Here is a 13,836-nt window from a genome sequence, read left to right as displayed (position 1 = left end):
GTAAATGAGTGAGTTACTAAGTACATACCTTCTGAACTACTACAATAAGGAAGAAGTTGGACATCGACTTCTTCCTGATGTAAAGCTGGACGAGTTCTGGGTGGAGCTGGTCAAGTTTCGCCAGGCGAAGGCGGAGTTCTTGCCCTTCAAGGACCAGGCCGGGAAACCCTTCTGGTTTGTCCTCACCCCGAAGCTCCAGGAATCATTGCACCAGGTGGACTCGCGCGGGAAGGACTCGCTCTACAGCGTGGTCAAGGAGGAGATCCAGGCAGAACTTACGGAGCAGGCGCTGATTGAAGAAGCCATGTTCTCGAGCGTCATCGAAGGGGCGTTCTCCACCATTGCGCGCGCCCGGGAGCTGATCGTCGAAGGCAAGCCGCCGAGGGATACGAGCGATCAGATGGTGGCGAACAACGGCCGCGTCATGCGCTACGTGCTGGAGCAGCGAGAGGCCCCATGTTCCATCGAGCTGATGCACGCGATCCAGCGCATAGTGACGGAGAAGACGCTCGAACACGAGGCGGATGCCGGCCGATTCCGCAATGGACCGATCTTCGTCGTGAACCAGCGCCGAGAAACCATCTATACCGCACCGCCAGCTGATGCCGTGCCGTCATCCATCGATGCGCTCATCCAGTGGATCAATGAGGGGGCGCAGCAGCCGTTTATTCATCCCATCCTCCGGGCGGCGATCATCCACACGTATCTGGTGTATGTGCATCCCTACGCGGATGGCAATGGCCGGACCGCCCGAGCGCTGTTCTACTGGTATCTGCTCAAGCACCGCTACGAGTTCTTCCGCTACTTTTCCATTTCCTCGATCATCCAGGAAACGCGGCAGCGGTACTACAAGGTGCTCAAGGACATGGAGGATCACGAGGCCGATGTGACCTACGTGCTTCTCTACATGGCTGAATCCGTCGTCCGCGCCATCGACGTGATCCTCCAACGAATCACCGAGCGCTATCGAAGAGATCTCCTCTTCGGCAACATCCGCGAGCGGAACATCGTCCTGAACGAGCGCCAGACGCGCTTCCTGAAGTATCTGTCGGTTTCCAGAGAGAATCGTGGCGCCATGGCGAAATATCAGAAGGAGTTCAAAGTGGTTTATGAGACCGCTCGTCGGGATCTGGCCCAGCTGGAAACCCTGGGGATCCTCGCGAAGGGCAAGCAAGGCCGCCAGTTTATCTACACGTTGAATCCCGCCTTCCTTACGACATCAGGAATCAAGGCTGGTTGACTGTAACCAGATTGTCACAAAGTATCCACCGGGTGCGAGGAGGGGCTTTTGTTTGAAAGCGGGAAGGTCAAGACAAAAAAATCTGAACGGGCGGGGTCGTTCCGCGACCAGGCACCCGCCCGCTCAGACAGAGACGTGCACCATCTACTCCTCACTTCAGTAGGAGTGTTGCGCGTGCCTTCCTCCTACCACTTCAAGTATACCTGATTTCTCCGTCGACAATTCGTCCCTCCGCTTGTGCTACAATGCCTCACGACATGAAGATCGCCGTGCCGAAGGAGACACGACCGGGCGAACGCCGGGTTGGACTGGTGCCTGAGTCGTGCAAGAAGCTGATCCAGGCGAAATACACCGTCTCGGTGGAGCAGGGCGCCGGCGAAGCCGCCTTCTACCCGGATGACGCGTATCGCGAGGCTGGCTGCGCCGTCGAGCGCGATCCGGCAGCGCTAATCGGCGCATCACCGATCGTGCTGAAGGTGAATCCCCCTGCCATCGACACTGCGGGCCGCAACGAAGCCGAATGGATGACGCCCGGAACCGTGCTCGTGGCGTCGCTCATGCCGCTGCGTCATCTGGACATCGTGCGCGCGTTGGCGGCGCGCAACATCACGGCGTTCTCGACGGACGCCATCCCGCGGACCACGCGCGCGCAGGCCATGGATACCCTCTCCTCAATGGCCAGCATTACGGGCTACAAAGGGGTCCTGCTCGCGGCGGCCGAGTTCACCAAGTACTTCCCGATGTTGATGTCCGCCGCCGGCACGGTGTTTCCGGCGAAGGTCTTCGTGATCGGCGCCGCGGTCGCCGGATTGCAGGCCATTGCGACGGCCAGACGGCTGGGGGCGAATGTCACCGCCACCGACGTGCGGCCCGAGGTCAAAGAACAGATCGAGAGCCTGGGTGCAAAGTACGTGGGAATCGAGCTGAAGGAAAGTGCGTCGGCGGGCGGCGGCTATGCGCAGGAGCTTTCCGAAGCGGACAAGCAGCGGCAGCGGGAGTTGTTGGCCGAGCAGTGCGCCGCATCCGATGTCGTGATTACCACAGCGCTCATCGGAGGTGTTAGGGCGCCCAAGCTCATCACAGCACAGATAGTGAGCCGGATGCGGCCGGGCTCGTTGATCGTGGATTTGGGAGCGGATGGCGGAGGCAACTGCGAGCTCTCAAAGCTCGGTGAAACTGTGACGGTGGGTGGTGTGAGGATCATCGCGCCGCTGAACCTGCCCGCGACGATGCCGACGCATGCCAGCCTACTGTTCTCGCGAAACCTCACGGCCTTCATCCAGGCGTTCACCAAAGACGCCGCATTCCAACTGAATCTCTCTGATGAGATCCAGCAGGGGATGCTCATCACGCATGGGGGCGAGGTGCGGCACCCGCGGACCCAGGAAGCGCTCAAGCAGAGACACCCATGATGGCTGTCGATTACTGGCCCATGTTCTTCGTGCTGCTGTTGGCCACGTTTGTCGGCATCGGGGTCATCCGCCGCGTGTCGCGCCTCTTGCACACGCCGCTGATGTCCATCACGAATGCCATCTCGGCGATCGCCGTCGTCGGCTCGATCATCGTGACCGGGTCCGAGCATCCATTGCCGATGCGCGTGCTCGGGGCGATCGCGCTCTTCGCCTCCATGACGAACATCGTCAGCGGATTTTTGATCACGGACCGCATGCTCAAGATGTTCAAGAAAGAGCCCCGCAAACCATGACGACGGACGCCCTCACCGAACTCGCCTACCTGGTGGCGACGGCACTCTTCGTCTTCTCGCTGCATTGGATGAACGATCCGAACACCGCGCGGCGGGGGGTGTTCTCCGGTGTCGCGGGGATGCTGGTCGTGGTGCTCGCGACTTGGGCGCAGCCGTCGGTCATCATCCACCATGGATGGATCGCGGCGGCGATCGCCGCGGGTTTCCTGGTGGGCGTTCCGCTCTCGCGCGTGCCGCTCACCGCCGTTCCGCAGCGGACAGCGCTCTCCCACGCCTTCGGCGGTCTTGCGGCAGGATTGGTCGGCACGGCCGAGTACTTCCTGTGGTTGGGCGAGGCGCAACAGCTGATGACCGGCTTTCGCATGACCGCCGTCGTCGTCGAGATCATCCTCGGCTACCTCACCTTCACCGGCAGCTTGATGGCGGCCGGGAAACTCCAAGGCATCCCATGGATCCCTGCGCGGCCGGTGACTTTCCCGATGCAAAACGTCATCAACATCGGTGCGCTGCTGCTGGCCTTGAGTTTGGGCGCAGCACTGGTGGGGCATCCAGCCGCTGCATGGTCGCCGGCGGCGTTTCTGGCGATCATCGGTCTGGCCCTGGCGTTCGGGGTGTTGTTGATCATCCCGATCGGCGGGGCGGACATGCCCACGGTGATTTCCATTCTCAACGCCTATGCAGGGCTCTCGGCCGTCGCCATGGGGTTCGTCCTCAACAATAAACTGCTGATCACCGCCGGCGCACTCGATGGCTCAAGCGGCCTCATTCTCTCCATCATCATGTGCAAGGCGATGAACCGGTCGTTCACGAATGTGCTCTTCGGCGCCTTCGGCCAAGTCAAAGCGGCGGTCGCCGGCAATGAGCAGAAAACCTACAAGACCGAAACCATCGAAGGGGCGGCGCAGATCCTCGAGCAGGCCAACTTGGTGGTGATCATCCCCGGCTACGGCATGGCGGTCGCGCAAGCGCAGCACAAGGTGCGGGAGCTCTACGATCAGCTCAGGAAGCGCGGGATCACGGTGAAGTTCGCCGTTCACCCTGTGGCGGGGAGAATGCCGGGGCACATGAACGTGCTATTGGCGGAAGCCGACATTCCCTATACCGACTTGGCAGAGATGGACGACATCAATCCGGAGATGCCGCAGTGCGACGTCGCCCTCGTCCTTGGGGCGAACGATGTCGTGAATCCGGCGGCGCGGACAGACAACACCAGCCCGATCTATGGCATGCCTATCATCGACGCGGACAAGGCCAAGACCATCTTCGCCGTCAAGCGCAGCAAGAGCCCCGGCTTCGCCGGCATCGAGAACGAGCTGTATTTCTTAGACAAGACCTGGATGCTCTTCGGTGATGCCAAGGCGGTCGTCGGCGAGCTGGTCAAGCAGCTCTCCGGCGGCATGCACTAAGAGAGACGAACCAAGCGTCGGCATCCGTTCTACAATCCTGTCCCTGCTAACGAAAAGTTGACAACGCGCACGTAAAGCTTTAAGGTCTACCTATAGCGAGGGCGGGGTAGGGTGCGCCCCAACAAAGGGAGAGGGGATGTTTCAGGAACGAGGAAGCGGGGGGTTCGGCGGTGGCGGATATTCGGATCGTCCCCGTGAGATGCACAAGGCCGTCTGCGCCGACTGCAAGCAGGAATGCGAAGTGCCGTTTAAGCCAAGCGGCGACCGCCCAATTTACTGCAAGAGCTGCTTCTCGAAGCGAAAAAGCACTCGCTAGAGCGCTACGCAGCGCGTCACGACAACACGCCGTCACAGGTTTCGGGTATTGTTGTCTTCGGATACCGCGGTTCGTTGAGCAGGGGGGATGACGATGGGCAAGGTGCTGGCGTGCAAAGATGTCGGGGTTGATTGCGACTTCGTGATTCACGGCAAGGATGAGGCGGATGTGCTGCGGCAAGCTGCCGAGCACGCCAAGGGCTGCCACCAGAACGTGCAGATGACGCCGGCGGTCCAAACCGCGATTCGCGCCGCCATCAAGGACGAAGGCAGCTCCTGCTGCGGCGGCTCCTCCTGCCACTAACCATGCTCGATTGCAAGACCCCAGCTGGAGGCGCATGGACATGATCAAAGGGCGTGGAGCGGTGGGATTGTTGATCGTGCGCGTGGTGGCGGGTTTGGCATTCGTCCAGCATGGCTGGCCAAAGTTTCAGCACGCCTTCAACTGGATGGGGCCTGACAGCTCGATGCCGGGGATCTTGCAAGCGCTGGCGGCCTGCTCGGAGTTCCTCGGCGGATTTGCCTTGATCCTCGGCTTGCTGACCCCGCTGGCCGCCGCCGGCATTGCGTGCACGATGCTCGTGGCGATCGGCCTCGTGCATCTGCCGCACGGCGATCCGTTTGTGGGGCAGGGCGGGCGATCGTATGAATTAGCCGCGGTCTACCTGTCGACGATGATCGCGCTGCTCTTGCTCGGCCCCGGCAGCCTCTCGCTAGATGCGCGCCTGCTGCGCAAGAAACGCTAAACCCCCTCCGACAGCGGGCCGATGCGGCGCGCAGCATGGACACGCGTAGGTCTGGCCGTCGGCATCGGCGCGGCGGCGGTGGCCGCAGCGCACGTCGTGCGAGCGCGTGAGGCCCAGTCGATGGACCCCTCCAAACCACGCGCGCACTCCGGTGAGTCGTGCGCGTTGCCGGTCAGCGACGCGGAGCTGCGCAAGCGCTTGACACCGGAGCAGTATCGCGTGGTCCGCGAAAACGGCACCGAAGCGCCCTTCGCCAATCCCTATTGGAATAACCGCCGGCCGGGCCTGTATACGGATGTCGTCAGCGGCGAGCCGCTGTTTGCCTCCTCGGATAAGTTTGATTCCAGCACGGGCTGGCCGAGCTTCACGAAGCCGGTGCATCCGGGCGCGGTGGTCGAAGTCTCAGACGCCAGCCATGGGATGGATCGCACCGAGGTCCGTTCGAAGAACGCCAACTCGCATCTGGGCCATGTGTTCACCGACGGCCCGGGGCCGAGCGGCCTGCGCTACTGCATCAATTCCGCGTCGCTGCGGTTCATTCCGCTGGAGGAGTTGGAGCAGCGCGGCTACGGCGCCTACCGCGCCCTGTTCGGGCCATCGAATTCCGAAGCGCGCTAGTCCTTCAGCAGCTTGCGGAGGCGGTTGAGGAGCGCGTCGGGGTCGAAGGGCTTGGCGATCATGTAGTCGAAGCGGTCCGTGTCTCCTGCGCCGCTGTCTTCCTCGATCAAGCCGCTGAGGGCCACGATGAGCAAGCGCGCCGTGGCTGGATTCGACTTGATGAGGTGGCAGAGCTTCCAGCCGTTCATCCCCGGCAATTGCAGATCAAGAATCACCAGCGACGGCGCATGCTGCCGGATGAGGCCCAGCACCTGGTTGCCGTCGCCGCAGGAAACCGCCGTGTATCCTGCGCCCTTGAGGCAATCAACAATCACCTCGCGCAGATCCGGCTCATCCTCAACGACCAGAATCGTGTGCGGCATCGCGTCACGCCGCCAGCGGCAAGGTGATGCGGAAGGTGGTCCCCGCGCCGACGGTGCTCTCGACATCGATGACCCCATGATGGTTTTCGATGATCGAGCGCACGATCGCCAATCCTAAGCCAGTACCCTCGCCCCGGGGCTTGGTGGTAAAAAACGGCTCCCAAATCTTCGCCAGGTGCTCCGGCGGAATGCCCGTACCGGTATCCGCGATGTCGACGTGCACGACCTGATCCCCGGGTTTGAGGAACACCGTGCGGCGTCCGCCGGCTGGTCCCGGCTGCGGCAGGGTGGACAGCGAGGTGGCCACCCGGATGGTCCCGCCGTTTGGCATCGCCTGAATCGCGTTGCTGATCAGGTTAATCAGGACTTGCTGCATCTGCTCGCGATGGATCATGGCCGACGCCGACGCCGCCGAAGGCGTGGCGATGAGCTGGATATTCGCCGGCACCTTGGCGTTGCGCACCGCGGCCACGGCGTCCGCGATGACCGCGTGCAGGTCATCGCGGGAGAGGACCAGGTCATCGCGCCGGGCTAAGCTCAAGAGCCCGTGCACCATGGTGGTGGCGCGCTTGGCCGAGTCTTCGATCAGCGCCATCGCTTCGGCGGACTGCTCCCCGAACGGCTCCCCGGCGCGCTGCATCTCTTTCAGCAGCGAGAGCCCCGTCGTGACGATGCCCAGCGGATTTTTCAGATCATGGACGATGCCGGCGGCGAATTGGCCGATCGAGGCGAGTTTCTCGGATTGGATCAGCTCCGCCTGCATGGCCTTCAGATTCTCATAGGCCGTTTTGATTTCCTCTTCGGCGCGCTTGCGCTCGGTGATGTCGCGCGAGACCACGACGACTTTATCGGGCACTCCCGCGGCATCCTTGATCACGTCGCTTTGCGATTCGATGTACCGGATCGAGCCGTCCGCGCGCACGAAGCGGTATTCAGACCGGCAGCCCGCTCCGGTGCGGATGACCTCCTCGAACGTCTGCTTCAGGCGCGCGCGATCCTCCGGGTGCACTTCGCCGAAGGAGTCGGTGCCTTGCAGCGCGCTCGGATCGCCAAGGACATGGCGATACGACGGGCTGTTATAGAGCCGCTTGCCGTGTTTGTCCAGGATGGCGATCAGGTCCGCGACGTTTTCCAGGATGAGCCGCAGATGCTCGTCATAGGCATGCGATGCCATGCGCCACCTCGATTAAAAAAAGCCGACGAGCTCGACATCCGGGGCTTCCCAGACGCTGCCGTCGGCGAATTTGATCGTCAGAATCGCCACCACCACCTGCTCGAGCTTCTGGACGGCCTCGGCGTCCTCCAGAACCGTTTCCCAACGGAAAGATTGCTCGCTGCCGCCGTAAATCGTCGCGCTGAGACGGACCAGATTTTTTCGGCTCGTACTCAGCGCGCCCTGGTATTGGTCCATCGGCACGATGAGCAAGCCCAAGGCCTCCGCGGTTTTCGGGGATTTGTTCCAGCACTTGACGTCGCCGCGAAGCCAGTACTCCTGCTCCGTCTTCGCGCTGCGGCTCGCCGTGGCCACGCCGACAAACCGCGAGGCCTGGCCGGTGGTATCCGACGTGCTCACCAAGGCTCTGGCTGGGGCTGCCTTCGGCGGCGTTGAGCGCGCCGCCGCCTCGGCGGAGGCGGTCTGCCGCTCGATGAGCGAGGCGGTCGAAGCGCGGGCGACCACCGGGACCTGCTCGTAATTCTGCGTGGAGGATTTCAGCGTCCGCCCGCTGGCCCACGCCCCGGTCCAGGAGGCGGCCATCAGGCTTGCGGCGCACCACAAGAGTATTCGTCGGCGGCGCTCGAGGTTCATGGCTGAGGCTCCGGATTATCCAGCGGCGGGCCTTCGCCCTGATCAAAAAACCGACGCTGCTGCAGCTGCTTCAGGAGGCGCGCGTTCTGCTTAAGCACGTCCAGGCTGAAGGCGTGCAGCTTCAGCCACCGCGATCCGACCGCCGCCACCAGGGCCACCGCAAGCAGGACGAGGAGGGCGAGCACCCAGAAGACGCGGCGCAGCGTCTTCAGGGCCGCCTGCTCAGGTTGCGTGGTCACCACGCGCCACCCCAGCGCGCCGACAGGATAGACGCCGGCCAGCCAGCGGTCGCCGGTTTTCGCGCTGCGGTACATCAGCGTGCCGCCGTCTTCGCCTATCGGGTGCGCGACCGGAGGCCAGTGGGAGACCGGCAGCGGTTTCCCAGGGATGAGCTGGTACGGAAACACCACCAGCTGATCGTGCTGGTCGACCACGTAGAGAAAGCCCTGCGGAGTGACGCGAATTTTTTGCAGCCACGACTTGATCTCTTCGATGCGCTGCTCCACCTGCAGCCGCCCCACCACGCGCTCGCCGCTGCGGATCGGCACGCTGAGGCTGACCACCTTTTCGATCGCCGGGCCGTCGCGCAAGTAGACGCCGGAGATGGTCGGCTGCCAGGCCTGCCGCTTGGCGGTTTGAAACACTTCGTATCCGGCGATGTTTGTACCCACCGGGGCTTGAGGCACTGCAGCGATCACCTGTCCTTCCAGGGTGGTAATCATGATCATGTTGATGCGAGGAATAAACTGCACGGCCTCCTCGAGCGCTTCTTGCATGGGTGAGGCATTGGCGCGCTCAAAGGTGTGCACGATCTTGGGCTGAGCCGCGATGAGCTGTTCGAGCAGCAGCGTTTGGTCCAGCGTCTCGGTGAGAATCTCAGCGCCCAGACGAGCCATGACACGCAGGTTCTCCATCGTCTGCCGGCGCCACAGTGCAACGCTCAGCGCGTACGTGGCCGTGGCGATGATGAGACACGGCAGCACGATGAGGCCGAAGAATAAGCCGACCGGTCGGCGGTAGGAGTGCAGCAGCCACGCGGAGCACTGCTCGGGAAGGGTGACGGTCAGCCAGTGATGGGCCTGCCGGAGGCGCCTCACGCGGCACCCCCCTCCAGACCCACGAGGAGCTTGGTCATGACGGTGGATTCCAGGTACTCGATGCTGAAGGGTTTCGTCACAAAGTCGTAGGCGCCGGCCCGCAGGGCTTCGCGCACGGTGTCGTTTTCGCCTCGGCCCGAGACGATGATGACCGGCACGGCGGGGTGGCCGGCCTTGATCTTCTTCAAGGTCATCAAACCATCCATGCCCGGCATGGTCAGATCCAGCAGCACGACCTTCGGCCGCTCGGTCTCCAGCACCTTGAGCGCTTCCTCCCCTGAGGCGGCCTGGATGATCCGAAAACCCCGCCGCTCGAAGATGAGCTTGGCCATCTTGCGAGCCGCCTCATCATCATCAACGGTGAGGATCGTCGCCTTCACGCCGGCCGTGGGGGTGCCGGCGCGATTCGCCGAGGTACTCATCGCGGCGAGGATTCGCTCCACCCCGACGAGGAACGCCTCCGCCGGCTCCTTCAGGAGTGTTTCGCGGCAGCGGATGCACTCGCGGTCATCGACCGTCAGCTCCGGATCCGACGGCGCGCGGAGCATGACGATCGGCACCGCGTCATCCAGCGTGCGCAGCTTCTTGGCCAGCTCCTGGCCGGAGGTCTTCGGCATCGACACGTCCATCAAAATGAGGTCGGCGCGCTGCGTCTTGAGCAGCTCAAACAGCTGCGGGCCGGAGCCGGCGGCCAAGACCTGGTGGCCTTTCGCGCTGAGCGCGTCGTAGACGAGCTCGCGCACTGCGGTGTCATCATCGACGATTAAGACGCGCGCCATCGCCCCTCCTTCGGTTGACCATCAGGCTACCCCAGGCACGCGCTTCGGTCAAGCCTCGCGGCCACCCGTCGTCCTGCCTGCCAGCAGTGATCATGCCATGAAAAGCCTAGCCAAGTCTTGACACCGTTGCCTCGCATCAGGCATAGTTCCAACTGATGACACAGCCACCGAACTTTTCAATTCACGAAGCGGCCCAATGGCTCGGCGTGAGCGCGCGAACGGTCTATCGGCTCAGCCAATCCGGGCGGCTTCCCGGCTTCAAAGTCGGCAACCAGTGGCGATTTAGCCAGGAGCTCTTGGAGCGGTGGGCGGCCGATCAGGTCACGATGGGCTGGCTGAAACGCGGCGTCTCTGCGCGGTCGCTTCGGCGGCCCACCGCCGGGGAGGAGCCGACATGAGTCTGTATCCGCGCGCGATAAGACGGACCGCGGAATTGTCGGCCGCCTTGCGACAACTCAGGGCGCAGCGGCTCGCGCTCGATAAATTTGCGGTCATTACGGAAACCGATGCCCAGGGGCGCATCCTGTCCGTGAACAATCAGTTCTGCCTCGTCAGCCAATACACACGAGAGGAGGTCCTCGGCAAAGATCATCGGGAGGTGGTCGGTTCCGGGCACCATCCCAAGGCGTTTTGGCGTCAGATGTGGGACACCATCAGCCGCGGTGAGGTGTGGCGTGGGGACGTCAAGAACCGCGCCAAAGACGGCTCACTGTACTGGCTGGACACCACCATCGTTCCCATGCTCGGAGCCGACGGCAAGCCAGAAAAGTATCTGGCGATCCGCGTGCTCATCACCGACCGCAAGCGCGCTGAAGAGCAGCTCGGCAGGCTGGCGGCGATTGTTGAATCGTCTGAAGATGCGATCATCAGCACCACGCTTGAGGGTATCGTCACCAGCTGGAATCGCGGAGCAGAGCGGCTCTACGGCTATACAGCCGAGGAAATGCTGGGCGGCTCGGTCGCCTGCACCATTCCTCCGGGCCGTTCGGCAGAACGCGGCGTGATCCTCGAACGGGTCATGCGAGGAGAAAGCACGAACGCCTTTGAGACGATCAGGATGAGAAAAGACGGCCGCCGTATTCAAGTCTCCCTGACCGTTTCGCCCGTGAAAAATGCGGAGGGGGCGATCATTGGAGCCTCGGCCATCGTGCGAGATATCACCGAACACAAACGCCTGGAAACGCTGAAGGACGAATTTGTCAGCACCATCTCGCACGAGCTGCGCACGCCGTTGGCGATTATCCGAGAGGGGATCAGCCTCATACTCGATCACGTGCCTGGGCCGCTCAATGAGAAGCAGCAGCGGGTGATGATTACGGCGCAGAGCAACATCGACCGGCTCGCGCGGATCATCAATGATCTGCTGGACATGTCTCGGCTGGAATCAGGGCAGACCGAATTGAAGAAAGAGCGGATCGATGTGGCGGCGTTAATCCAAGAGGCGCTGGCCACGTTTCAAGCTCGGGCAAGCCAGCGCGGGCTCGTGTTGAAGGCGTCACTGCCGCCGTCCCCCCTCTACGCGTATGCGGATCGTGATAAAGCCATCCAGATCATCACCAATCTGGTCAGCAATGCGCTGAAGTTCACCGCGCAGGGCCATGTGGAGGTCTCGGTGCAGTCCCAGGAAGGACATATCGTCTGCGCGGTTGCCGATACGGGTCGGGGCATCAGTAAGGAGGATCTGCCGCGGGTCTTCAGCAAGTTCCAGCAGTTTGGCCGCACCCCGGGTGCCGGCGAGAAAGGGACCGGCTTAGGCCTGGCGATTGTCAAATCCTTGGTGGAGTTGCATGGCGGCACGATTTGGGTGGAGAGCCAGGCGAATCAGGGCACGACCTTCACGTTCACGCTGCCGGTGTATTCAGCCGAGGTGATCCTCGCCCCCTATGTTGAGCAGGGTATTCGTGCCGCAGAAGAACACAGCATGCGGCTCTCATTGCTGACGGTGACCGTTCCTTCGCTCAATGGGTTGCCACCGATGGTGCCGCGTGAGGGGATCGAAGATGTGGAGCGCACCATGAAAGAACACATGCGATGCCGCGGCGATACCATCATTCGGATCCCAGAGGGAATCGCGGTGTTGCTAGAGGAATGCAGCCAAAGTCGTGTTGCGCAGCTCCGCGCGCGTCTTGTCCAGATGCTGCAACAGCTGCCAGCGGACGCGTCGTCCCCAGGTGCCGTGTGGACGATCGGCTGCGCGACCTATCCTGATGATACGAAGCAGCCGAGAGCCTTGATCGTCCGAGCCATGCGCCGAGCAGCCGATCCCGCGCTGGTCGATAGGCGGTCCCTCGCAAGGAATGCTGCGGAGACATGACAGGAAAACGAGCGGGCCAACGGCGGGTTTTGCTCATCGACGATGAGCCGGAGTTCGTCCAGTTGATCAAAATGCGATTGGAATCCCACCACTACGACGTCTTGACCGCCGCGGATGGAGCGGAAGGCGTGCGCGCCGCCCTGCGGGAACAGCCAGACGTGATTATCCTGGATGTCATGATGCCAATGCGAGACGGGTTTGAGGCGCTGCCCCAGCTGAAACGGCATGCGGAAACGCGCGGGATTCCGGTCATCATGCTGACCGCCCGAGTCGAGCACCGCGCCATGCGTCAAGCCCAAGAGGGTCAGGCGAGCGATTACCTGATCAAACCCGTCGAGTCCAACGAGTTATTGGCGGCGATTGCGCGGCAGCTTCCTGCAGGTGGATGACCATGCCAACGGTGCTGGTGGTCGATGACGAGCCGCAGCTCGTCGAGCTGGTCCAACTGCGTTTGGAGGACAGCGGGTATCGCGTCATCACCGCGCCCGACGGGTCGGCAGGACTGCGCAAGGCGCAGACTGAGCAGCCGGATGTCATCATTCTCGATGTCATGATGCCCTACCTCAACGGCTATGAGGTCTGCCAGCTGCTGAAACAGGATGCGCAGTACCGCCATATTCCTATCATCATGTTTACCGCCAAGACGCAAGCGAAAGATGAGCAGATGGCGTGCGAATGCGGAGCGGATGCCTACTTGCGCAAACCGTTCCAGCCGGAAGAAATGCTCGCGACCCTGCGCGCCGTGCTGAGCCAGCCACGCACGCCAAAGGAGGTGAAGGAATGAACGCGACGAACGGACTGACGCGCATTTTAGTCATCGATGATGAGCCGGAATTGCTCGACATGCTGCAGGAGCGTCTGCAGTCGTGGGGCTACCACGTGGTGACCGCCACCAGCGGCGAAGCGGGGCTCAGAGCCGCCGCCGCCCATCAGCCGGCGCTCATTCTGCTGGATGTGGTGATGCCTCAGATGAAGGGGCGGGAAGTCTGCGCGCGGCTGAAAGCCGACCCACACACCCGCGCCATCCCGGTCATTTTCCTGACCGCGCTGGAGATGCCGGATCATATCAAGGCGGGGATGGAATTGGGCGCCGAAGATTATCTCGTGAAGCCGTTTACGGCTGACGAATTGAAGGAGCGGATCACCCTCTGCTTGTTGCGGCACGCAGGGAGGCTTGTCAGCCAGAGCAACGGGAGGCAGCATGACCGCGACACGACGGCAGCGGATTTTGGTGGTTGAAGACGAGCGGGAGTTGGCGGAGTTCCTCAAATTCCGGCTGGAAACGGCGGGGTTTCAGGTGGACATCGCCCTGTGCGGCAAGGCGGCGATCAGCTGGGCCGTGGAGCATCAGCCGGATTTGGTGATTCTGGATCTGGTGCTGCCGGACATGGATGGCCACAAAGTCTGCCAGGAGCTGCGCCGCCTGTATAGTTTCTGGGCGCTGCCC

19 protein-coding genes are annotated in these 13,836 nt (G+C 62.3%); 14 read left to right on the top strand and 5 right to left on the bottom strand.

What is annotated here, in order from left to right; translation table 11 throughout:
* Positions 1 to 100: 100 nt before the first annotated feature.
* The 8 genes from HY737_06635 to msrB all read left to right on the top strand — a co-directional run bounded on the left by HY737_06635 (position 101) and on the right by msrB (position 6,030).
* Positions 101 to 1,240 carry a Fic family protein gene (locus HY737_06635; GenBank protein ID MBI4598058.1) on the top strand — a complete coding sequence of 380 codons (1,140 nt, stop codon included), beginning with the start codon at positions 101 to 103 and terminating at the stop codon, positions 1,238 to 1,240.
* A gap of 257 nt (positions 1,241 to 1,497) precedes the next feature.
* Entirely contained in the window at positions 1,498 to 2,652 is a 1,155-nt protein-coding gene (locus tag HY737_06630; protein ID MBI4598057.1) for a Re/Si-specific NAD(P)(+) transhydrogenase subunit alpha, read from the top strand.
* Positions 2,652 to 2,945 (top strand): NAD(P) transhydrogenase subunit alpha, encoded by a 294-nt coding sequence (locus HY737_06625; GenBank protein ID MBI4598056.1) that lies wholly within the window; start codon positions 2,652 to 2,654, stop codon positions 2,943 to 2,945. Before HY737_06630 ends, HY737_06625 begins: the two co-directional genes overlap by 1 nt.
* Complete coding sequence (locus tag HY737_06620; GenBank protein MBI4598055.1) at positions 2,942 to 4,351, top strand: NAD(P)(+) transhydrogenase (Re/Si-specific) subunit beta; 1,410 nt, start codon at positions 2,942 to 2,944, stop codon at positions 4,349 to 4,351. Before HY737_06625 ends, HY737_06620 begins: the two co-directional genes overlap by 4 nt.
* 136 nt (positions 4,352 to 4,487) lie before the next feature.
* Positions 4,488 to 4,667, top strand: coding sequence for a DNA-directed RNA polymerase (locus tag HY737_06615; GenBank protein ID MBI4598054.1), 180 nt, complete (start codon positions 4,488 to 4,490; stop codon positions 4,665 to 4,667).
* Positions 4,668 to 4,760: 93 nt separating this feature from the next.
* The gene (locus tag HY737_06610; GenBank protein ID MBI4598053.1) at positions 4,761 to 4,970 is read left to right on the top strand and encodes a DUF1059 domain-containing protein; all 210 of its coding nucleotides are present in this window, start codon (positions 4,761 to 4,763) and stop codon (positions 4,968 to 4,970) included.
* Between the two features lie 34 nt (positions 4,971 to 5,004).
* Entirely contained in the window at positions 5,005 to 5,412 is a 408-nt protein-coding gene (locus tag HY737_06605) for a DoxX family protein (protein ID MBI4598052.1), read from the top strand.
* A 21-nt stretch (positions 5,413 to 5,433) separates the two neighbouring features.
* Positions 5,434 to 6,030 carry a peptide-methionine (R)-S-oxide reductase MsrB gene (msrB, locus tag HY737_06600; GenBank protein ID MBI4598051.1) on the top strand — a complete coding sequence of 199 codons (597 nt, stop codon included), beginning with the start codon at positions 5,434 to 5,436 and terminating at the stop codon, positions 6,028 to 6,030.
* On the opposite strand, the gene HY737_06595 is transcribed toward msrB, so the two are convergent.
* Genes HY737_06595 through HY737_06575 form a run of 5 tightly spaced genes read right to left on the bottom strand, consistent with a single transcriptional unit; the run spans position 6,027 to position 10,075 of the window.
* Positions 6,027 to 6,392 (bottom strand): response regulator, encoded by a 366-nt coding sequence (locus tag HY737_06595; GenBank protein ID MBI4598050.1) that lies wholly within the window; start codon positions 6,390 to 6,392, stop codon positions 6,027 to 6,029. The genes msrB and HY737_06595 overlap by 4 nt on opposite strands.
* Before the next feature lie 4 nt (positions 6,393 to 6,396).
* Positions 6,397 to 7,566, bottom strand: coding sequence for a PAS domain S-box protein (locus HY737_06590; GenBank protein ID MBI4598049.1), 1,170 nt, complete (start codon positions 7,564 to 7,566; stop codon positions 6,397 to 6,399).
* Positions 7,567 to 7,578: 12 nt separating this feature from the next.
* Positions 7,579 to 8,199, bottom strand: a complete 621-nt coding sequence (locus tag HY737_06585; protein ID MBI4598048.1) for a hypothetical protein — start codon at positions 8,197 to 8,199, stop codon at positions 7,579 to 7,581.
* A complete protein-coding gene (locus HY737_06580) occupies positions 8,196 to 9,296 on the bottom strand; it encodes a cache domain-containing protein (GenBank protein MBI4598047.1) in 1,101 nt (366 codons plus the stop codon). The genes HY737_06585 and HY737_06580 overlap by 4 nt, the downstream gene beginning before the upstream one ends.
* Positions 9,293 to 10,075, bottom strand: coding sequence for a response regulator (locus HY737_06575; protein MBI4598046.1), 783 nt, complete (start codon positions 10,073 to 10,075; stop codon positions 9,293 to 9,295). Before HY737_06575 ends, HY737_06580 begins: the two co-directional genes overlap by 4 nt.
* A gap of 155 nt (positions 10,076 to 10,230) precedes the next feature.
* Between HY737_06575 and HY737_06570 the strand changes: the two genes are divergently transcribed.
* The 6 genes from HY737_06570 to HY737_06545 all read left to right on the top strand — a co-directional run.
* Positions 10,231 to 10,473 carry a helix-turn-helix domain-containing protein gene (locus HY737_06570; protein ID MBI4598045.1) on the top strand — a complete coding sequence of 81 codons (243 nt, stop codon included), beginning with the start codon at positions 10,231 to 10,233 and terminating at the stop codon, positions 10,471 to 10,473.
* Positions 10,470 to 12,389 carry a PAS domain S-box protein gene (locus HY737_06565; protein MBI4598044.1) on the top strand — a complete coding sequence of 640 codons (1,920 nt, stop codon included), beginning with the start codon at positions 10,470 to 10,472 and terminating at the stop codon, positions 12,387 to 12,389. The genes HY737_06570 and HY737_06565 overlap by 4 nt, the downstream gene beginning before the upstream one ends.
* The gene (locus HY737_06560) at positions 12,386 to 12,778 is read left to right on the top strand and encodes a response regulator (GenBank protein MBI4598043.1); all 393 of its coding nucleotides are present in this window, start codon (positions 12,386 to 12,388) and stop codon (positions 12,776 to 12,778) included. Before HY737_06565 ends, HY737_06560 begins: the two co-directional genes overlap by 4 nt.
* Positions 12,779 to 12,780: 2 nt before the next feature.
* Positions 12,781 to 13,173, top strand: a complete 393-nt coding sequence (locus HY737_06555; protein MBI4598042.1) for a response regulator — start codon at positions 12,781 to 12,783, stop codon at positions 13,171 to 13,173.
* Complete coding sequence (locus tag HY737_06550) at positions 13,170 to 13,628, top strand: response regulator (GenBank protein MBI4598041.1); 459 nt, start codon at positions 13,170 to 13,172, stop codon at positions 13,626 to 13,628. The genes HY737_06555 and HY737_06550 overlap by 4 nt, the downstream gene beginning before the upstream one ends.
* On the top strand, positions 13,591 to 13,836 hold a 246-nt coding region (locus tag HY737_06545; GenBank protein MBI4598040.1), incomplete at its 3' end, for a response regulator. The genes HY737_06550 and HY737_06545, both read left to right, overlap by 38 nt.

This window comes from Candidatus Omnitrophota bacterium, assembly GCA_016209275.1.
In the GTDB taxonomy this organism is placed as follows: Bacteria; Omnitrophota; Gorgyraeia; order Aquiviventales; family Aquiviventaceae; genus JACQWM01.
Note: the sequence above shows the minus strand (reverse complement) of the source record. Positions and strands in the feature narration are given on the sequence as shown.